Annotated in this window: 18 protein-coding genes; 9 read left to right on the top strand and 9 right to left on the bottom strand. The window is 42.7% G+C overall.

Annotation, left to right across the window (positions count from 1 at the left end; translation table 11 throughout):
* The first annotated feature begins 273 nt into the window (after positions 1–273).
* The 5 genes from ACOJUO_RS17395 (at position 274) to ACOJUO_RS17375 (ending at position 8,368) form a co-directional block, all read left to right on the top strand.
* Positions 274–2,403 carry a type I secretion system permease/ATPase gene (locus ACOJUO_RS17395; protein WP_422133264.1) on the top strand — a complete coding sequence of 710 codons (2,130 nt, stop codon included), beginning with the start codon at positions 274–276 and terminating at the stop codon, positions 2,401–2,403.
* Positions 2,396–3,805, top strand: a complete 1,410-nt coding sequence (locus ACOJUO_RS17390; protein WP_422133263.1) for an HlyD family type I secretion periplasmic adaptor subunit — start codon at positions 2,396–2,398, stop codon at positions 3,803–3,805. Before ACOJUO_RS17395 ends, ACOJUO_RS17390 begins: the two co-directional genes overlap by 8 nt.
* A 10-nt stretch (positions 3,806–3,815) precedes the next feature.
* Positions 3,816–5,627, top strand: a complete 1,812-nt coding sequence (locus ACOJUO_RS17385) for a protein kinase domain-containing protein (protein ID WP_422137632.1) — start codon at positions 3,816–3,818, stop codon at positions 5,625–5,627.
* 290 nt (positions 5,628–5,917) lie between these two features.
* On the top strand, positions 5,918–6,988 hold the full coding sequence (locus tag ACOJUO_RS17380) for a hypothetical protein (protein ID WP_422137631.1): 1,071 nt from the start codon (positions 5,918–5,920) through the stop codon (positions 6,986–6,988).
* Positions 6,989–7,438: 450 nt separating this feature from the next.
* Positions 7,439–8,368: a hypothetical protein gene (locus ACOJUO_RS17375; RefSeq protein ID WP_422137630.1), complete on the top strand. Its 930-nt coding sequence runs from the start codon at positions 7,439–7,441 to the stop codon at positions 8,366–8,368.
* Positions 8,369–8,466: 98 nt separating this feature from the next.
* On the opposite strand, the gene ACOJUO_RS17370 is transcribed toward ACOJUO_RS17375, so the two are convergent.
* From ACOJUO_RS17370 to pdxB, 5 genes are all read right to left on the bottom strand, one after another.
* Positions 8,467–8,661, bottom strand: coding sequence for a DUF3955 domain-containing protein (locus ACOJUO_RS17370; protein WP_422133259.1), 195 nt, complete (start codon positions 8,659–8,661; stop codon positions 8,467–8,469).
* A 189-nt stretch (positions 8,662–8,850) separates the two neighbouring features.
* Complete coding sequence (locus ACOJUO_RS17365) at positions 8,851–9,492, bottom strand: hypothetical protein (protein WP_422137629.1); 642 nt, start codon at positions 9,490–9,492, stop codon at positions 8,851–8,853.
* A gap of 161 nt (positions 9,493–9,653) precedes the next feature.
* Positions 9,654–10,511, bottom strand: coding sequence for a hypothetical protein (locus tag ACOJUO_RS17360; protein ID WP_422137628.1), 858 nt, complete (start codon positions 10,509–10,511; stop codon positions 9,654–9,656).
* Positions 10,512–10,722: 211 nt separating this feature from the next.
* Positions 10,723–11,100 carry a disulfide bond formation protein B gene (locus tag ACOJUO_RS17355; protein WP_422133256.1) on the bottom strand — a complete coding sequence of 126 codons (378 nt, stop codon included), beginning with the start codon at positions 11,098–11,100 and terminating at the stop codon, positions 10,723–10,725.
* Positions 11,101–11,209: 109 nt separating this feature from the next.
* Complete coding sequence (gene pdxB, locus ACOJUO_RS17350) at positions 11,210–12,361, bottom strand: 4-phosphoerythronate dehydrogenase PdxB (RefSeq protein ID WP_422137627.1); 1,152 nt, start codon at positions 12,359–12,361, stop codon at positions 11,210–11,212.
* 142 nt (positions 12,362–12,503) lie between these two features.
* On the opposite strand from pdxB, the gene ACOJUO_RS17345 reads away from it, so the two are divergent.
* Positions 12,504–13,568 carry a DUF3080 family protein gene (locus tag ACOJUO_RS17345; RefSeq protein ID WP_422137626.1) on the top strand — a complete coding sequence of 355 codons (1,065 nt, stop codon included), beginning with the start codon at positions 12,504–12,506 and terminating at the stop codon, positions 13,566–13,568.
* Positions 13,569–13,649: 81 nt separating this feature from the next.
* The gene (locus ACOJUO_RS17340; protein ID WP_422133253.1) at positions 13,650–14,339 is read left to right on the top strand and encodes a hypothetical protein; all 690 of its coding nucleotides are present in this window, start codon (positions 13,650–13,652) and stop codon (positions 14,337–14,339) included.
* Positions 14,340–14,445: 106 nt separating this feature from the next.
* Here the strand turns inward: ACOJUO_RS17340 and ACOJUO_RS17335 are convergent, their stop codons facing one another.
* The 4 genes from ACOJUO_RS17335 to ACOJUO_RS17320 form a co-directional block, all read right to left on the bottom strand.
* Positions 14,446–14,859: a hypothetical protein gene (locus ACOJUO_RS17335; protein WP_422133252.1), complete on the bottom strand. Its 414-nt coding sequence runs from the start codon at positions 14,857–14,859 to the stop codon at positions 14,446–14,448.
* Positions 14,860–15,075: 216 nt separating this feature from the next.
* Positions 15,076–15,423 carry a hypothetical protein gene (locus ACOJUO_RS17330; RefSeq protein WP_422133251.1) on the bottom strand — a complete coding sequence of 116 codons (348 nt, stop codon included), beginning with the start codon at positions 15,421–15,423 and terminating at the stop codon, positions 15,076–15,078.
* Positions 15,424–15,613: 190 nt separating this feature from the next.
* On the bottom strand, positions 15,614–15,961 hold the full coding sequence (locus tag ACOJUO_RS17325) for a hypothetical protein (RefSeq protein ID WP_422133250.1): 348 nt from the start codon (positions 15,959–15,961) through the stop codon (positions 15,614–15,616).
* 238 nt (positions 15,962–16,199) lie between these two features.
* Positions 16,200–16,604: a hypothetical protein gene (locus ACOJUO_RS17320; RefSeq protein WP_422133249.1), complete on the bottom strand. Its 405-nt coding sequence runs from the start codon at positions 16,602–16,604 to the stop codon at positions 16,200–16,202.
* A 602-nt stretch (positions 16,605–17,206) separates the two neighbouring features.
* Between ACOJUO_RS17320 and ACOJUO_RS17315 the strand changes: the two genes are divergently transcribed.
* Positions 17,207–18,094 carry a protein kinase domain-containing protein gene (locus ACOJUO_RS17315; RefSeq protein ID WP_422137625.1) on the top strand — a complete coding sequence of 296 codons (888 nt, stop codon included), beginning with the start codon at positions 17,207–17,209 and terminating at the stop codon, positions 18,092–18,094.
* On the top strand, positions 18,094–19,497 hold the full coding sequence (locus tag ACOJUO_RS17310) for a hypothetical protein (RefSeq protein WP_422137624.1): 1,404 nt from the start codon (positions 18,094–18,096) through the stop codon (positions 19,495–19,497). Before ACOJUO_RS17315 ends, ACOJUO_RS17310 begins: the two co-directional genes overlap by 1 nt.
* Positions 19,498–19,582: the final 85 nt, after the last annotated feature.

The raw sequence follows: 19,582 nt of genomic DNA, 5'->3' as shown, positions 1-19,582 counted from the left end.
CGTTTTTTACGCATTTGAAGCCCTCTGTTTCAGCATTCCCTGATGTTTATTGATATTGGGTGATGGCTGAAAAAAGCAGAAGGGCTTTATTTATTTTGCAAGATCAATTTCCAAGGTTTCAATAATCAAGGTTTTCAATAGATTGTGTTTTTTGATGGGAACTAACCTACAGAAATGACCTTAAAAATAATTTTTTTTCAGGCTTTGTTTGTTTACACAAAGCTGGTTTGCACATAGTTCGTTTGCACAAAAAAACATTGCAGGCAGTACACAATGGATCAACCCAACACGCACTCGGCAGCAAGTGCACTCGCTCTGCTGCTGAAATTCCATGAAAAAAACGTCGACATCAACTCGCTGATTCATGAGTTATCCGGCAAAGACGTCAGTATCGACATACGGGAACTTGTCAGGTTATCCCGGCGCCTTGGCATGAAGGCCCGGAAGGTCAGAATTAAAAACAACCTACATAAAGCCCCTCTTCCCTTTATCGCCCAGGGAAAAGATCACCAGTTTTTTATCATTGCCAATATCGATACAGATAAGCAGACCGCGATGGTGCAATTTTTTGGTCAGCAGCCATGTATTCTGAAACTGGCAGAACTCTGGAAAAGCTGGGATGGCAGCGCCCTTTGGATGACCCGACGGTTTGATTTGGCCCACACCATGAAACGCTTTGGCATCAGCTGGTTTATTCCGGTGGTGATCAAATACCGCCGGGTATTGGGCGAAGTGGTTCTTGCCTCATTTTTCCTGCAACTGTTCGCCCTGATTACCCCGATCTGTTTTCAGGTTGTTATGGATACAGTGCTGGTGCACCAGGCCATATCCACCCTGAATGTTATTGCCATTGCCCTGCTGGCCATGTCACTGTTTGAAGTGGCGCTGAGCACCTTGCGGATGTATCTGTTCTCCCACACCAGCTGCCGGGTGGATGTAGAGCTGGGCAGCCGACTGTTCGAGCACCTGTTGAAAATCCCCATTGCCTATTTCAGTGCCCGGCCTGTGGGTCAGGTGGTGGCCCGGGTTCGGGAGCTGGAGAACATTCGGGCATTTCTTACCAACAATGCCATGACTCTGATACTGGATCTGTTTTTCACCATTGTTTTGTTTATCGCCATGTACTTCTACTCATCCACACTCACCTGGGTCGTATTGGCTTCCATCCCTTTTTACGTTCTGCTTTCCGTACTGATCAGCCCTAGCCTGCACAATCGCGCCAAGGAACTGTTTGAGCGCAGTGCCATCAATCAGGCCTTCCTGACTGAAGCAGTTACCGGCATGGAAACCCTGAAGTCAACTGCTGTTGAACCAAGAATGCAGTCCCGCTGGGAGCGTTACCTGTCGAGTTATGCCAAAGCCAGCTTCAACAGCAGCGTACTGGGCACAGTTGGCAGCAACCTGGTGGAGCTGATTAACAAAATTGTCACCGTAGCCCTGTTGTGGATTGGCGCCAAAGAGGTCATTAGCGGTCAACTGACCATTGGTGAGCTGATTGCTTTCAATATGCTTTCAGGTCAAGTCGCCCAGCCGATCCTGAGGCTTTCCCAACTCTGGCAGGAGTTCCAGCAGTTCCGGATATCCATTGCCCGCTTGGGTGATGTTCTGAACACCCCCCAGGAGCCACAGCAGAGTCTGGATAAACCACCCATAGAGGCATTGCAGGGTCATATCCAGATGGAGCGGGTCAATTTCAGCTACAGCTGCGAACTGCAGAATACCCTGAGCGACATCTCCCTGATAATTCCTGCCGGACAAACTATCGGCATTGTTGGCGAGTCCGGCTCCGGTAAGTCGACCCTGGCAAAACTGCTGCTGCGTCTGTATGTGCCAAACACCGGGAAAGTATTAATAGACGACAACGACATTGCGCTTCTTGACCCCTCCTGGTTGCGGCGGCAAATCAGCGTTGTGCTTCAGGAGAACACACTGTTCAACGGTACCATCCGGGAGAACATTGCCCATTCAGACCCCCTGCTACCTATGGAAGCTGTGATTGGTGCTGCCAAACTGGCAGGTGCCCATGAATTCATCACCCGTATGGCCCGGGGCTACGACACCGAGCTGGGTGAGCGTGGTACAGGACTGTCCGGTGGACAGAGACAACGAATTGCCATTGCCAGGGCACTGACCAGCAATCCGAAAATTCTTATTTTCGATGAGGCAACCTCAGCACTGGACTACGAGTCCGAACATGTGCTGCAACAAAATATGGACGCCATTTCCGAAGACCGAACGGTGATCACCATTGCCCACCGACTTTCAACCATCCGACATTGTGACCGGATTATTGTCATGAAAGATGGCAGGATTACCGAAGACGGCACCCACCATAGCCTGATCGATATGAACGGTTACTACACAAGATTGTGGAACATCCAGTCAGGTAACCAAGATGATTAAACAGCTCAAGCGTCTCTTCTCTGCTTTTCGTCCCAAAGAAGAAAACGAGTTCCTGCCCGCTGCGGTAGAAATCCTGGAGACCCCCGCTTCCCCCCTTAAGCACGTCTTAACCCTCGGTATCTGCCTGTTACTGGTGATTGCTCTGGTCTGGGCATGGTTTGGTAATCTTGATGTCGTCGTAGAAGCGGAAGGGCGTGTTATCCCCGACGGGTACTCAAAAAAAATCAGTCCCATACAGGTGGCCAGAGTCAGCACCATTTTTGTCGATGAGGGTAGTCGGGTCAAAAAGGGTGACAAACTTATTGAACTGATCCCCAACCCCACTGACTCAGAAAATAATACCCTGCAAACCGCCCGTGAAATTACCAGTGCCCAGTTGTCTGCCCTTAGAGAAAAAACCCTGCTCAGGATGGTCAACACCCCGGACCTTAACCAGCCGGTTTCCGTTAATCTGGAACAGGAGGCTGCCCTTGCACAGCTGGTTTTTGAGGTCCCCCCTGACGAACAGCGATGGTCGACAGAAAACAGCAACCTGACCAGTGAGCTGGATGCTTTTCTTTCGGCGGATAAAGCTATAGCAAAAACCATTGATGAGTTGTCTACGACCCTGCTGGTTGATACCGAAGAAATTGAACGTCTTCGGCTTCTACACCCTATTCATGACAAGCTGGCCACCATTACCCAAGGCCTCTATCAGAAAAAAATGATGTCCGAAGTGGACTGGCTGACACGACGGGAAAAACAGATTGACACCACTCAGCAACTGAAAGTCATGGTGCTGCGCCATAAGGAACACGAAGCGCGATATCAGGCTTTATTGGCCGAACGACAACAAAAGCGTGAATCTTTTATCTCGAACCATGTTAAGGAGTATCTGGGAGCGATCGAACAACTGGATCGTGCAGACAAGACGGGGCAAAAGGCGAACCAGCGAGAAAAAAACCAGATATTAATCGCACCCATCGATGGCATTGTCCAGCAAATTCAGACCCACTCCTCCGGGGATGTGGTTCAGCCGGGCCAGCCTGTTATGGTGATTGTGCCCACCAATATGCTGCTGATCGTTGAAGCCATCATTCTTAATAAAGACATTCGCTGGGTCAGGCCCGAGCAAAAAGTACAGGTAAAAGTCGAAACCTTTCCCTACACCCGCTATGGCTATCTGGACGGTCATGTCCGAAGAGTATCCAGCGACGCAATTAACGATGAACAAAAGGGCTGGGTTTTCCAAATCTATATTGATCTGGAAAAAGACTGGTTTCAGGTGGAAAATCTCAGGATCAGATTACAGCCTGGGATGATAGTCACCGCTGACGTTATTGTTAGCCAGCGTCGTTTACTGGAATACTTCCTGTCACCCCTGCTGCGTTATCAGAAAGAAACCTTCCGAGAAACCATGTAGGTCAATGTTAATGCAAGACCACAGCACTTCTATTGTTATTGCATTTGACAGCACCTGCCAGCAATGGTTTTCTAGGCGCCGGGAAACAGAAAAGAAGAATATGAAGCCGTTAAAAATGACCACAGCCGGTGCCAGCAGTGCCGGCGTCAAGGAAGAAAATCAGGACGCCTGGGTGGCGGAGGTGCCAGCAAACACCCATGTAATGCATAACAAAGGAGCTGTTCTGGCTCTGGCCGACGGCGTCAGCGCCTGTAGTGAAGCCCGTCGGGCCAGCCATACCTCTATCTCCAGCTTTACCTCTGATTATTACAGTACCCCGGATTCCTGGACGGCCCGTTATTCGGCCGCCAGGATTCTCAGCGCATTGAACCGCTGGCTTTATCAGCAGGGTCATACGGACCCCATGGATAAGGGCAGCTGGTGTACCACTTTTACCGCCATGATTCTGAAGTCAGCGACATTGCATCTGGTGCATACCGGTGACTCCAGAGCCTGGCGGATAAGAAATAATGAGCTGGAATGTCTGACCCGGGATCATACTGCCACTCTGGGTGGACGACAGTATTTAGGTCGGGCACTGGGCATGGCGCCTGATGTCGAAGTGGATTACAGATCAGAAGCTTTGGATGTCGGAGACATACTGCTACTGACCACCGATGGCATTCATGATTTTCTCTCACAGGATGCCCTCAAAAAGTGCTTTTCCGATCAAAGATCACTGGATGAAGTGGCACAACATCTGGTGGACCTGGCATTAAAGAACGGCAGCCATGACAACCTGACCTGCGTCATCGGTCGCATTGATGAAGTCCCTGCCGGAGATGCTGGTGAAAACCTGGAAAGGCTTTCCCAACTGAGATTGCCACCAGATCTCTACCCTGGTCAGATACTCGACGGCTATCGTATTCTTGAAGAACTTCACGCCAGCAAACGCAGCCAGCTTTATCTCGCAGAAGATATTGGGCCTGAGGAAGTCGCTGCCCATCATGTGGTCATCAAAACCCCTTCTATCAACTATGAAGATGACCCCGATTACCTCGAAGGTTTTATGCGTGAAGAATGGATTGGTCGCAGAGTAAAACATCCTTCTATTATGGCAATCATGGCCCCCAGGCCAGGTCGGAAATTTCTTTACCATACCTGTGAATACATAAAAGGTCAGACCCTGCGCAGCTGGATGCAGGAGAACCCCAAACCGACTCTGACTCAGGTCAGGGATATTGTCGCCCAGATGATCACCGCTGTTCGGGGGCTGCACAGACTTCAGATTCTGCACCAGGATCTGAAGCCGGAAAATCTGATGTTTGACCAGAAAGGCCGTCTGAAACTGATTGATTTTGGATCAGCAAGAGTCGCGGGGGATTTGGAAAATCAGCAGGCTCATCACAGCGATTTACCCCAGGGCAGCAAAAACTATACGGCGCCGGAATACTTTCTGGACGGGGTTATCGACGAAAGAGCGGATCAGTTTGCCATTGGCGTGATGGCCTATGAATTGCTGACCGGTAAACTGCCCTACCCGGAACATTCAGGCAGCAGTATCAGGGTCAGACATTATCAGCATATGCAATACCGCCACGCCAACCTGTCTGACTCATCCATTCCTTCATGGATTGATTCGGCACTGGCAAAAGCCGTGGCTGCTGACCCGGCTAAACGATACCCTGCCCTGTCTGAGTTTTTGCAAGATCTCAAACAACCGAACCGTTCATTCAGGAACCGGGACTTTCAGCCCCTGATAGAACGAAATCCGGTGTTGACCTGGCAGTTGATTGCGCTGTTACTTTTTATTGTCAATCTGATCCAGTATTTAAGCAGTTAAACCAGAGCGGGTTTTACATATAACACAACGTCCGTGATTGTCTTCACAGCGTGAGAATGAGGTCTGATCCACTCGAGAGCTTTATACCTACGGTAAGTCAGGCCACTTTTCAGGCAATGTCTTTCAGATCCGTAGCATTGAGTGGCACCATTATGCATGTACTGAGAGGCAAAAACTTTGTTAGTTACACTTAACAACTTGTTATGAACTTCTTTTATAAATCTGATTCTAACTTACTACCTTTAATCCTGACTGGATAAAGGTAAATATTGGCTTTGGAGTAATAATTCATGGACGGTATCAATAAAAGAAATGAGTCATTCAATCCATTTCCACCAGAACCTAAGCGAGCTAAATCAGAGGAAGCATCCACCGGTGCTATTATGGGCAGGGACGTCACTGTACGTAACACTAGTGAACCTTCACTGCTTGAATCGCCTCTATTACCCGATACAGGGAAATCAACTGTAACTCATGTAACATCGGTTGAAGAAACGACTCGAGCAATAGAGCGCTACCTGAAGGACAGCTCCGGCAAAGAGCCACTGAACAAGCTTGGCATGACAGCGGAAGGGCGGATTGTCCGTTTGGCAGAGCAGGATGAATGCCATCAGCCGAAACTGCGCCGAGTGCTTGAACAACAGTTTGCGGCCCTGCTACCCACGGCTAAAGGCAAGTCGCTCTGGAAGCCGGAGGTTAAGAACACTTTAAGCACTGAATTTAAAACCCTTTTAAATTTCCGAAACCGAATCCGGCGGGACCGGCAGATCCGAAATCGGCTGATGGAGCTGGAGAAGCAGTATGCTTCTGAATTTGAAAAACTCGATAAGCTGACCACAACCAAAATAACCGTCCTCGATGAGGCGATCACTGAAGGCCGCAATCAACCGGACGAGCCTTTCGCAGAATACATGTTTAGAAACGAGTTCACCCAAAGCCGCTGGACATTTTCAGAAAACCGCAAATCCGGGGCTATCAAGCCCGAAGACTTCTATATGAGCAATGTGATTGCCCGTCAGTTTAAGTTGAGTTTCGACAGTTTCGGATGGCTTTTGGAACTGCCGGAGATCATTGACCGGGAAACGATTACGAATCAGAAAACCATAGAGATCCTGTTAGAGCACAAAAAAGATTACGGTTCGGACGCTTTCAAGACAGCCTTCCTGGAAACGACGGTAAACGGAAAGAGTACGGTTAATGTTGCACGGGATCTTGGACTGATTATTGAACGTATCATCGTTAGTTATCATCGCAGGCCGGTGGCGAGGATTGAAGAATCGATTACCGACAAAGAGGCATATAAGTGGTTTGATGTGCATGTCCATGTCAGACCCAACGAAGCGGTGTACGACCCATTATGAAAGTAAATTTCTGATACAGGTAGTGCCTTAATATCAGTAATTTTGTTGAGAGTTTTTTTTCTGAGTGGTGTTCATAAGCCCTTGTGAAAAAATAGACACTATAGAAGGACACCGCGCTGGCATTCCGGCGCCAGAGCTACAACACCCTAAACCGACAGAAACAGCTAAAGCAGTTCGTAAAGATAAAAGTGGCATACGTACATTTGTGCATAGCAAGAAGGTCTTTCCTTCGTAGGCAATGAGAATAATGATTTTCATGTGAAGCCCTTCCTGATTTAGAAGCATTTAATGGATATCCTATTTCCTTCCCCTTACTTCCCCCTTCCTATTTCCCCTTTTCGTCGCATGAGCGCCTGACTCCAATGCTGCCGTTTCACGATCTCTGGTAGTTTGAAACCATTTCATCTTTTTAATGTCTAATACTATATACACAGTATGGAGATGAAAGCTATGTTGCTCAGAATAATAGTTTTATTATACTTATTTTCTTTTTTACTTAGTGCAGATGCCTCTGCGCTACGACCAACTTACGTAATGGTTTTTCATGAAAATTATTGTAAAAACTATAATAGTGCGATTCAACATTATATGGATAGCCTGGAGTTAAACGGGTATTCCGCATTTCATTTTTGCACTGACACTGTTGATATAAATGAGCTAAAAAAACGAATCAAACATAATACCGAAAAGAGAAAAGTGAGTTTATCCGAGATAAAAGGAATTAATATCTTTGGCCCAATCACTTCCACTAAAGTAATCGATTATCTTAAACCCTATGGCCTCTCATTTTATCCTACCACAACTTTAGCGGCTGATAATATTGAGTTAGTTTTACGGAAAAATACAGTAATCGATATTAAAACTGAAAAGTATAAATCTCCCGTTATTAAACGATGGGTGTCACATATATTTGCATCACCCAGTGAAATCAATACAGATATATCTACAGCACTGTATGCTTTTTCAGATAAGCTGGCTCGGCATGGAGTTATTTCCGCTGGAGAAATTTTCAAAAACAATCTACAGAATAATTTTTCGAATTACAGAACAATCGAGTATTATAGCTTCCCTCGCGGTGAAGGAACTGCAATAATAGGAATGACATCTTTTCCTGTCCTCTGGACCATTTCCGGACTTGCTCGCATGCGAGAAGGTTACGGTTTCTGGAAGCGATATCAAACATTCGGTGATTATTTTGGCAGCTCTCTTCTTATAGGCTTAATGTTAGGGCTTGAAGCATACTCAATAAAGAGTTATTTATATACTCAATATTACCTACCTGATGACAATCGATGGAAAAAAGTCTTATTGACAAAATCGTTAGCTATTGATGGTTTTCTCGATACTTATGCCGAGCAACATAACCATTTCCATTATTGAAAAATATTACTTTGAGAAGAAATGACAAGTACCTAAAGTAATGAGAGGCATTTTTTTTTCGCAAGGTTAGGTACTTATGACAATTATTTATTTTTAGCTCATTCTGGCTTAAAAAAGCTGATAGCAAACGCCACCAAAGCCAACAGTTGAAAAATCCAGAACAATGGGAGAAAACCGAATGACTCGGTTAGTATTCCGTTGTGATTTACGTATGCACCGACAGAGTAGTAGACGACTAAGCAGCCTATGCCACATAAGCTCAAGATCAGACTTATCTTATATTTACGGAACATAAAAACCTCAACGCTCTAACCTTTCGATGTTTAAGCTTCTGCTCAAAAAAACGATTCTCGATTATCTTAAAGTAGCTATTAATTATGATTCTATCACCAACCATTGTGAACCGCCGGTGTAAAGAAGCTATTATCGGACGCTTTAGATAAATACCAGAAACCTCTGGCCATCCAATTTTTTTCGCTTTACTATCTACTTACTCCTCGCTTGATTGTCCAGGTTGAAATCAGTGCCTCTGCTAACAACAAAGGGGTGGGTAAAAAAGTTAATAAATGTGCCCCTGACTGATTCGAGAACAACTTCCCAGCATAATGACCCTGAGAAATTGAACTAAATACGGTTCGCGATTCTTCAACAAACATACTTTGTTTTTCGGGTTTCATAGTTCCGAAAAATTCTTGTATCATTTCAAAAATAAGTTCTTTTTTAACTGTTCCTTTCATTTCATAAAAAACTGCAGACTGGAGTATCATAACATATCTTAAAATCAACTCACGGCTCTCATTTGGAACATAATGCAAACACAATGTTGCCAATATGAGTAGTGAAAGAACATCCCCTTTAGCGGCGTATTCTTCACTTAGGGTTGAAACAAAGGGTATCAATTCACTTCGAATGCCATGTTCTGAAACAATCGCATCAGTAATATGCAGCATTGAAACCGCATCATGCTGCATCCCCCAGGAAAGTGAACCATGCAATCTATCTGTAAAAGCTATTTTGAATTCATTTATACTGGCTTCTAATTTCTCTTTACCATCTGCAAATCCTGAGTTAGGAAACATAGAAAAAGCTATAAAAATTGACAAGAAAATCTTTATACTTTTCATGATGTACCACCATGTGTTTTTAACATCAGAAACTAAAAATAGCTCATTTTTTTCACTTTGCCTTTTAACTTGACACCAGCAGTCATTACCGAAGCAGTTTTTGCATTGAGTGCACCAAAACTTTTTTGGAGTACCAGGCGTGCCGCAGATAACCAGAAGGCTCAGTCATTTCCTTCAAAGGTTATTTGTTTTGAATAATATTCAGGCGCTAATCTAACGATCCTCACTGAGTCTGAAGGGTATGACTCCTGAGCAGCTGACAATGACTGAAAAAATATATCACACACTCCATGTTTGCTTATATACCTTCCATCTCCTATGTAAAAAAGACTATGAACTAAACTTTCACCTGATAATAATTGAACGATGTCTCCCCAGCGTACTTTTTCCTGATCGAATTTTTGAATAGATACAAATGAAAGCTTTTCATACCAGCCATTGAAATTTTGACTTATTTGTTTATCCATTCCAAATGCCAGGTAATTAACAAATTGATGACAAACACCACTCACAACACTTTCCTGATCTTCAAAAAAATATAAAGTTTTGCAAACATTCTCAAAGCCGTGCGTAAAGATATCTGACAACCTTTTTTTTACTTGCTCCCGATAGCATAAATCAAGATTTACTTCCTCGCTCAAAGGCAAAGACACTGAAAAATCTTTTCCTGAAACAGGGTAATCCGGACTTAATCTATAATGCTTTACACCATTTAAACTAAACGGAAAAACATGATTTTTTTTAACTCCGGATTTTTTTTCAACGTCGAGCTTTTCAGCGTAATGTTCTTCAAGGTACCATTTTATTACGTAGAGTTCTTCATTAAGAAAACGAAAATCATTAGCAGAGTCAACCTTTCTTTCTGATAATAATTTTGTTCCAACCTGAGCTTGGTAACTTTGATAAGAGCTAACTTGATTAACTCCTAACTCTTTAGCTCCTAAACCTTTAGCTTCAGTAGTTTCTGATTGAATTGAAGCCAGGTTGAATTGTAATTGCATTTCTGTCACTGAGTTCATTGTTATACATCCATTAGTATTTCATTAAGCACCTGTCCAGATAGTTTATCAAATCTGGATGGCAGTTTTTTTATTCTTCCAGATTAAAAATCTTATTATTCATTTGACAGATAAAACGAATAATAATTTCCTTTTATGGATATTAATACTAACCATAAAGTAAGCCAGCATAACAAATAGCCGGAACTTATCTTCGGACTTTTGTTTCAGACTATTGCTTCAGACTTTTACGGCTTAGTAAAGCCCGTTCGATCAAGAGCAGCAACTCGCCACAGAGCAAACACAGAGCAATGATAACCAGCGGGGTATTCAACGAGAAGTGCCAGCTTTTTATCATCAGGAACAGGTGCTGGGAAGCCGTGACCAGACCGACCACGGAAAACAGACAGGTTAAGAAAATACTGATATAGCGGTAATGAGGCAAAACCATCAGAACACCGAGCAGACCAATGGCAGTTCTTTCCGTGCGGCAGAATGGACAGGTTTTCACGATCTCTGTCAGATCCATCCACCAGGTCACTGCGCAAATCGCAATAGCTATCCAGCCCAAAGGTCTAATGTAGCGGCTCATCACCAGTGTTTTGATCATGTAACCTGTCCCAGTGAACTCATCTGTACAGGTTTATCGTAAGATTCCTGAGACTCTTTATAACGAAGTGATCGTATCGATCTGCATATGAGAAACTAACAAAACTGTCTCAGACCTCCTGAAGATTAAAGCCCAGGGCCTTCAGATGTTCTTGAACCTTAGGCTCACACTTTTTGGCCTGAAGCACCAGGGTGCTGAATTCCCGCCGCTCCCGGTAGTGCTTTCTCATCCGGTCAAATTCGATAGCGCACGCCTCTTTCTTCATGGTGATGAGACGTCGCATAAGCGCATCGTCACGGCGCAGATCGTAGACGGATTTCATCGCAATACCTGCGGCCTGGGCAGCGGTAGCTGAGTCATTAAAACCCATTCTCTTCAGTGCAGGCATGGGAGTGATAGCGGCCAGTCTAACCCTGCACGGCAAGCCAAAGGTCTGGCAAAGGGCCTTATAGACCTTCTCGGTACCCGAGATCTTGCCGTCAAGACTATAGCCAGCAATATGGGGGGTGCCGATATCCACGCGAGCCAGCAAATCCAGATTGACATCGGGCTCATATTCCCAGACATCCAGCACCACACTGAGATCCAGACCTTCTTCGAGTAATTCCAACAGCGCCTGATTATCAATGACCGGGCCTCTCCCGGCATTGATCAGAATAGAGCCCGGTTTTATCTTGCTCAGCCTGTCATAATCCAACATATGATAGGTAGGATAATCCACGTCCTGGGTCAGGGGAGTATGCAGAGCAATGACATCACACTGACGTAACAAAGTTTCCAGGGATTCGAACCGAACACCCGCCGTTCGTTCACAAAGTGGATCACAGGCCATGACCTCAACACCAAGCCATTCAAGGGTTTTATACAGTTGGCTGCCCACCTGACCATGACCCACAATACCTACCTTTCTGTTCACCAGACTGAAGCCATCCCGATCGGCAAGAATATCCAAGGCGCAAAGCACATACTCAACAACAGAACGGGCATTACAGCCAGGCGCATTGGCAAAAGTAATGCCCCGGCCAGCCAGAGTTTGCTGATCGATATGGTCAACGCCCGCAGTACAAGAACCAACAAACCTGAGAGATGAAGCCTGCCGCAGTAGTGCTTCATTCACCACTGTTACTGAACGCACCAGCAGCGCGTCTGCGTCCGCAATATCGCTTGCAGTAATATCTCGCCCGTGTAAAGCCACTACTTCACCCAGTGCCCCGAAGCATTCATGAAGTAATGGAATGTTCTCGTCAGCAACAATTTTCATCGATGGCCGTATTCGTTAAATCCAGTGATGGCGTGATACTATAGTCCATTCTTAAAATTAACAACTCAGGGCTTATGTGGATCGGTCACTCCTGTTTGAGAAATAAAACCTATACTGCACTCAATCCTGTCAATCACTGCTCATGACTTTGAAAGTAACTGTTCGCTCCCTTGCCTTGCTTTTGCTGATCACACTGGCAGGCTGTGGTTATCGTTCCACAGCTGAATACCAGCTGGAAGAGTATGAAGAAAGAATCAGTAACGTTACCGGACAGCCAATGCCGTCTGCTACGGTCAGTTTTCCTGAAATGCCTCCGTTAAGACAGCGTCAATATCCATTACCGGATATTCGATTAAAAGCACTGGAAGCCCTGAATCTTCTCGAATGCCCAAGACTTACGCAGCTTATTGCACACCGCAACAACAGTTTAGGTAAGCAGATGCAGCCTTCCCAGTTGCTGCACTACGAAAAAAAACTGATCGTCCAGCTGGAAGACTGCACAAACTATTTACAGCAGCAGAATAAAAAGGCAGAACTAAGAGCCAGATTGAAAGCTATCTTTCAGCGGAAAGAAGCCGCATTGCCTGCCGCCAAATGGAACATGCTGCTGTCTGGAACTGAACTGCCAAGCCAGTTGAGCGGCTTTCAGACCCTGCTTCCTCTCCATGGAGATAATGGCCGTCAGGGAACACTGGAAGCCTTAAACTATCTGAGGCTTTATCTGAAAGATGACCGTTTTGCTCCTCCCTACGATCAACAGTCTCTGGAAATGCAACTGCAACAATTAACCGCTTCTCACTACAGTGGTCAACTACTGGCTGCCGCGTCAGCTATTACCAACACTCTCAACCGTGTTTCAGTGATGCTGGAAAAGAGCGACAATATCTGCCCTCAAGGTCGGCGCTCTGTAAAAATAGAACGACTCAACAATGTCTTCAGACTTTTCTACGTCGACAGTATCCAACCCTACATGGCCAAAGTCGTTTCAGAAGGGAGAGAGTGGCGATCTGTCATGTTGCCTTTACTGCTTGAACTGCCACCTGCTCCAGACAAGGCCATGAAAGACTACCTATTGGCCATTACCGGTTCTGATTACGCCTTTTCAGTTTGGCAGCAATTGGACAAGGCCATTCTGCGCCATACCCGAAGTTGGCAAAAAGTGCTGTCTGAATGCCAGATGCAACCCGGACAAATCCCTCCGAATTAACTTCCAGACTCCAGTGCCGATAGACAGCCTTAAGGGCGATTCCTGACTCACACTTATACGCCCTGCAGCACGGGAGATTCAATGGATAAAAAGCCGGATGACGAAGGGAATGTGATTGACCTTTTTACCCGCAAACCCGTCAACGAAACCGAAAGTGAAAAAATTATCAGGCTGGCGCCGGAGCAGGATGGCCTGGAAATGCTTTACAGCAACGACGCTAATCCCGGAAAACTGTTCAGTATGAAAATTCTCTGCTGGGCCCTGAAAAAAGATGGCACAGTGGATGCTCTGGTGCCATGGCTCAATAAGCTGGTGCCTGCACGAGAGCTCAATGACCCACTGAATGGACGCTGGGAAGGCTACTACGACAGCTTTCATGATCACGCCTTTTTTGAGCCTCCCGAATACAAAATAACAGAGCTGGAAACAGCCGCCCTATATTTTCAAACGAAAGAAGAAGACCCCGACTTCGTTTTGCAGGAAATTGGCGACAATATTGGCACTCATGCGATCCTGACAGAAGACAACTTTCACACCCTGATGTTGATTCATGTCACGAGCTGGCGCCTATACAATGACGGTCGTATTCATGCCATGCTGGCCGATGAGAAAAAAGTACAAACCACACCCATTCTGCCCAAAGATGAATGCCTTTTTCCAGCGCAGGAGCATGAAGATTTCAAGTATTTCTTTCACCACATCATTGCCAACAAAATTAAACATGGTGACCCTGATGCCATTGCAGCCTTCACCGAAATGATCGAAGATTAAGCACCTGATGTCAGGGAAGATTTTTTCTAATTATTAACCCCCCCCATTTGGAGAGGCTGCGCTACAGGGAAAGTCCCTTGCTAATCTTTGTTATGAACTCTATTTCTTAATATTTTGGTTTTAATACGCACTGATCCCTTCCTTGCCCAGGGTTAAAGCTTATGGAATCTACAATCACTTCTTTATAAAATGAGCCTTGGGGATGACCAACAAATATTTGGCTAATTGAATCCAGATCGTACAAAGGTAAAACATGTGCCACAGTCAAATAAAATTGCCCCATCATCACGCCAGTAATTGCTTGATAAATATCACCATCAGTTGTTATTACGATTACTTGCAAAGGAGGATTTAATAAATAAGTTAGTGATTTCACACTGCACTCTTCTTTTTTTACAGTTTTTTTTACAGTTGTGTCCTGGCTGATATTCTTATCAGAACCTGAGTTATCTTCTTCCATCATGCCCCAAGTGTTTATTGAAATAAATTTAACAACAAAGAGTAGAACAGAAACCTTCATTACAACACCAACTTAAATAGAACAAAATCAGATTGGGTATTATAGCATATACTGAGAGGCTTATAACGCCTGTCGCTTGAGGAGCGCACAGCAGGAATCTCGTGAAAAACCCTACCAAGTGCATTTTTATTAGTTTGATATTTTCATCACAAGAACCACTTAAAAGATTCTATAAAATACCTTCTCACAGTTTTAAATTGATTCTAATTTATTAATTTAATGATCATACACCCAAAGAGATAGCTCATAATTATAGGTAGCATTTCTTCTTGAAAAGGCTCTTTTCATTAAAACCCTGATGACATAGTTACCATCTTTAAGTATTTCAACAGGCTTATCATTTTCTAAAGTAAGGTTGACTGGAGAATAAATTATAACTTCAAGGTTTTTTGCTCGTAGATTGGATAAAAGTTTATCATTTTTATATAAATACAATTTATACTCGTCGTATGCATAACCTGAAATACTCCCTCTATAAACGTATTTATGAATATCGCCCTGACTGATATAAAAACAACCAGTTAGAACCACTAACAGAAAGACATGGGAATATTTTTTAATCATCTTTCCTCCACTACCTCTAACTCTGATGCTCTTTGTTCTACTCTTTCCCCCTTATACTTTATATTAAATCACTAACCTATACGCTCGAAATCGTATTCAGGTGCGCCGTAGAGCCTGTGTTTTTTATGGTCCGATTTTAAAGTATGCTTTTAATCGTCTTGATGAGTTTTATTAAAAGAGTTTCAAGATTTCACCGTCGTTGAACCTGAATGTGCTGAATTTTCCCATCATACACGACCACATCTTCCGAACCAGAATACTCTACAACTTCACCAGTGTGTGTTTCACCGACAAAGTTAAAAGTAAAATGAACAATTCCGGGTTTGGTTTCTGTGACACTGCTTACTTGCCATTCAAGTCTTGCAAACATACCATGATAAAGTCTCTGCATAGTCATGATGTCATTCACACCCAGAAAAAGCTCACCCTTTCCTGATCTGTAAGTAGTACTTTCACAAAATAGCTTTGTGATCTCATCAAAATTACTGTCATTTGAGAGTTGGAAGTAATACTTTGCTATCTTCAATGGATCGGTCATGCTTTGAGCTCCTCAACTGTAAAGAACTGAGTCATAGCATAGCCAGCCCGGGAACATAACACCAGCTTCAGCTGAACCACCGACTGCAGTGAGCAGTTGAACCAAGTCCCGGATAGAATTGGCAGATGCAGGAATTTTCACAAACTAAGCTAATGCATCTTGCAAAATATTTCTATTGACTCTGCCAAGACCAGAATAGTCAGACTTGAAAAAACGAAAGCTGATACGAATAATGCTTTTATTTACTTTGCTTTAACCCCATAATTTCACTTTTTAACTCTTGAAGCTCTTCGCTCAAGCCTAAGTCACTACATATGTTGATATACTCTCCACCTTCATTCAAAACATTCAAAACTCCTAGTAAGAGCTCCATTAACTGATCATTTAAGTCTTTGTTTTTTTGCAAACCCAGAAAAGTAAAATCAACAAAACCACCTGACGCGGATACAGAAGAAGACTTTATCAGCTGATTAAAACCAGTACGACCTAAACCATCTTCTGCCAACCTTTTTAATTGCCTCAAATATATTTCTTTTGGTTTTTTTGGATTATATTGAGTTCCTATTAAGACTACTGAAGATATAATTCGAATCATATCAATTATTTCTGCAAGCCCAGATATTTCACAAGCATTCAAAAACATTTGATGACACTCAGCACTTTTTTTATATGATATTATTAATCCCCTGTCGTTAATCGAAAGAAAACGAGAACTGATTGAAAGAACTGTTGCGTACGAATGAAATGAAAGCAAAAATATCAGCAACAATGAGATCGTCTTTTTGAACCTCATAATAAACTGTTCTCATGGTCTATTTACCTTGAAAAATAGCACTGGATATTTCGGAAAACAAAAAAAATAGAAACGACCAGGCTGCTGCGAGCTCGAGCCCTGGAATAACCAACTAAAACGACAAGAATAGATAAGTACCTAACCAGTTGGTTTCGCATATTCTGGACGGCGGCTTTTTCCATCCTTCTGCGTTCCAACTCTGGTTGCGTAGCTATGGCTACGCGCCCGTCGTTGCCCCTTGAAGGATGAAAAAATCCACTCGCCAGAATATGCGAAACCAACTGGCCAGGTACTTAACAGGATGAAAATTGTTCACCGGTAGATTGGTCAAATTTACGGTTTTGCTTATTATCCTCCTAACTTATTGGTAAGTAATGCTAACAAATAAAGAAACATTTTAAATGTAAAGCACACTAATGTATAAATTCACAATACATTACAGGTTTACCAAAATGCAGCCGACTTCTTCAGCGACCCATGTAAAGGGAGCACAAATACCACCCCCAAACTCAACTAATGAGACAACAGTTGTTTTAGCTAAAGGCCATTATGTAAAAATACAATTGATTGGTTGCGGATCTTATGGAAAAGTTTATTTAGCTAAAAATGAAACAGAATCTACGAACAAAGATAATTTTGTTGCTCTTAAAATAGCACAAAGATATGGAGAGATTGAAATCAACGTATTAAGTAAGCTAAACCCTCATAGAAACATTGTAAATCTGTTAGATTTTTCTATTTCTGATCACAAAGTATGCTTAGCCTTAGAACTTGGAGACTGTTCTCTGGATAAACTTGTTGGTTTATGGGGTAAAGAAAAAATAAAATTATCAATTGGACAACTTGATTTTTTACTTACTGAGTTATTAGAGGCCTATAAGTATATTGAGAGTAAGGGATTATTAAACAACACTGATTTATCTGAAGGCAATGTCCTCTATTTTAAAAGTGAAAACAGATTAAAACTAACAGATTTTGGAATTAACTGGGATGGTAGTATAACACAATCCAAAATCGGGAATCTTGTCTATTATGTTTTAACCCGATTAAGCCATAATTGTGATGCTCTGCCTTATGAGGAAAAAGCTGCTTTTTGTAATGTAAAATGTTTTAAAAGAATTTTCTTCGAGCCTGACTTTTCATATTTAGATTGGAAAAAGGATTTAGATAAAAAACACATAGAATTAATTATTAACTTATCAAAAGGTGTATTTAGTATTCCAGATATCACAACCTTATTGAACAATCTAAGTGAGAAATTAGAGCTTTTACCTGTGCCCGAGAATTTAATCTCAGGAGAAAATATTAAAGCACATATAGACCAAAGGGATATGGAATAATGGATCAAGCGATAAAACCAGACATATCATCATGGGGGTACATCCTGCCATACCCCGAAGTGGTGGCAGACACTCCATCCAGATATAGAGCTGATGCTGAAAAGTATCTTCCAAACCTTGATGAATACACAGAAAATCAATTGCTAAATAAAGACCTTTCATCAAGATGCATTTCTTTGGCTCAAACCGAAAAAAATGATGATAATCACCACCTCAAGCTTTCAAAAAATATAGTCTTTACCCAGGATCGAACTTATTTTGAGTTAATTGATGAAGAGTCCTGGAAAAACATGGCTGACAGTTTAAAATTTTCAGGCATTGATTCATTAGAAAAAGCTATTGCTATGGATTTGAGGGTATGTCCACCATGTCCGGTTTTCCATACATGGGTCGCACTGCATGGTACCAGCATATTTAATGGCTTGAATAATCCTGAAAAATTAGCGGGACTTAATTATGTTCAAAGAATTTTAGAAGAAGGAACCAACCTCAGTAAAAGTGATATACCACTACTAATAGTGTATTCAGATAAAAATCTAACAATATCTCAAATTAATGAGATGAAAGCTGAATTTAAAGATCATGACAATATTTTATGCATCTCTTTTGAAACAGATCTGCAACTAAAATTTCTCGCCCAATTAGAGCGATACGCCTCATCCATGAACTTTCATTTTATGGATTCTATTAGAATTATTGTATCGCAAAACATTACTAAGACTATAAGCTTTTGTATAGATAAGGCAAAGTCTGAAAACAAAACAGAACTGGCTAATCGTTTAGAAAAGCTCGGGGTTAATCATTTATTTTATTCAGACATTGATAATCAATGGTTAACCAGACCACCTTATATATTAGCGAGTCATGGAACTTTTACTCAGCCAATGATTTCAAAAATATTATCACTAACTCACATACGAGAAGGCGTTGTAGAAAAGTTATCTGAAATCAATAGAGAGCTCTTAGGGTGGCATAAATCATTTTTCTCAGAAATGCCTTACTTCAAAAAAAGAAAATCAACAAAATGGTCTGTAGAAAAAGCGAAAAAGTTATTTGATTATATTTTAAGTGGTGACGCAGAAAGTAATTATGAACATTTATCAAAACAGATTGCACATATTTCACCACATCACAATTATCTATTGATTCCTGATAGAGCTGCTTCCTGGGAGGGCGAAAATAGTTGTTGTTTTTTTTCAGAGCAGTCTAAAGATGTTTTTTTAAAAGGCGCTTTGAAAAGGCCTTTCATCATAGACCTTCATCAAATGCCAGATAGTCGACTTGATAATGACTCTTATAATCCAGATCAATATTACAGAGAGGCACACAGTCTCGTTGGGATGCAACTACTCAAATATTATTCTCATGGAAATGATAACACTTGGCACATTGCTACCTGGTAAACTCAAACAGAGTGGCCCTGACACCATGTAAATAATATCCATCATCAATGTTTTTAAATCTCGACTTCGGCTTTCAATCTCACTT

The sequence above is a fragment of the Endozoicomonas sp. ALC020 genome (assembly GCF_049275935.1).
Classification (GTDB): Bacteria; Pseudomonadota; Gammaproteobacteria; order Pseudomonadales; family Endozoicomonadaceae; genus Endozoicomonas_A.
The sequence above is the reverse complement of the archived record's forward strand: the minus strand, read 5'-3'. Positions and strand labels throughout refer to the sequence as shown.

Bases quoted from the DNA above. Each gene is read 5' to 3' on its own strand.
- ACOJUO_RS17395 (WP_422133264.1), top strand. From the start codon at position 274: ATGGATCAACCCAACACGCACTCGGCAGCAAGTGCACTCGCTCTGCTG.
- ACOJUO_RS17390 (WP_422133263.1), top strand. From the start codon at position 2,396: ATGATTAAACAGCTCAAGCGTCTCTTCTCTGCTTTTCGTCCCAAAGAA.
- ACOJUO_RS17385 (WP_422137632.1), top strand. From the start codon at position 3,816: ATGCAAGACCACAGCACTTCTATTGTTATTGCATTTGACAGCACCTGC.
- ACOJUO_RS17380 (WP_422137631.1), top strand. From the start codon at position 5,918: ATGGACGGTATCAATAAAAGAAATGAGTCATTCAATCCATTTCCACCA.
- ACOJUO_RS17375 (WP_422137630.1), top strand. From the start codon at position 7,439: ATGTTGCTCAGAATAATAGTTTTATTATACTTATTTTCTTTTTTACTT.
- ACOJUO_RS17370 (WP_422133259.1), bottom strand. From the start codon at position 8,661: ATGTTCCGTAAATATAAGATAAGTCTGATCTTGAGCTTATGTGGCATA.
- ACOJUO_RS17365 (WP_422137629.1), bottom strand. From the start codon at position 9,492: ATGAAAAGTATAAAGATTTTCTTGTCAATTTTTATAGCTTTTTCTATG.
- ACOJUO_RS17360 (WP_422137628.1), bottom strand. From the start codon at position 10,511: ATGAACTCAGTGACAGAAATGCAATTACAATTCAACCTGGCTTCAATT.
- ACOJUO_RS17355 (WP_422133256.1), bottom strand. From the start codon at position 11,100: ATGATCAAAACACTGGTGATGAGCCGCTACATTAGACCTTTGGGCTGG.
- pdxB (WP_422137627.1), bottom strand. From the start codon at position 12,361: ATGAAAATTGTTGCTGACGAGAACATTCCATTACTTCATGAATGCTTC.
- ACOJUO_RS17345 (WP_422137626.1), top strand. From the start codon at position 12,504: ATGACTTTGAAAGTAACTGTTCGCTCCCTTGCCTTGCTTTTGCTGATC.
- ACOJUO_RS17340 (WP_422133253.1), top strand. From the start codon at position 13,650: ATGGATAAAAAGCCGGATGACGAAGGGAATGTGATTGACCTTTTTACC.
- ACOJUO_RS17335 (WP_422133252.1), bottom strand. From the start codon at position 14,859: ATGAAGGTTTCTGTTCTACTCTTTGTTGTTAAATTTATTTCAATAAAC.
- ACOJUO_RS17330 (WP_422133251.1), bottom strand. From the start codon at position 15,423: ATGATTAAAAAATATTCCCATGTCTTTCTGTTAGTGGTTCTAACTGGT.
- ACOJUO_RS17325 (WP_422133250.1), bottom strand. From the start codon at position 15,961: ATGACCGATCCATTGAAGATAGCAAAGTATTACTTCCAACTCTCAAAT.
- ACOJUO_RS17320 (WP_422133249.1), bottom strand. From the start codon at position 16,604: ATGTTTTTGAATGCTTGTGAAATATCTGGGCTTGCAGAAATAATTGAT.
- ACOJUO_RS17315 (WP_422137625.1), top strand. From the start codon at position 17,207: ATGCAGCCGACTTCTTCAGCGACCCATGTAAAGGGAGCACAAATACCA.
- ACOJUO_RS17310 (WP_422137624.1), top strand. From the start codon at position 18,094: ATGGATCAAGCGATAAAACCAGACATATCATCATGGGGGTACATCCTG.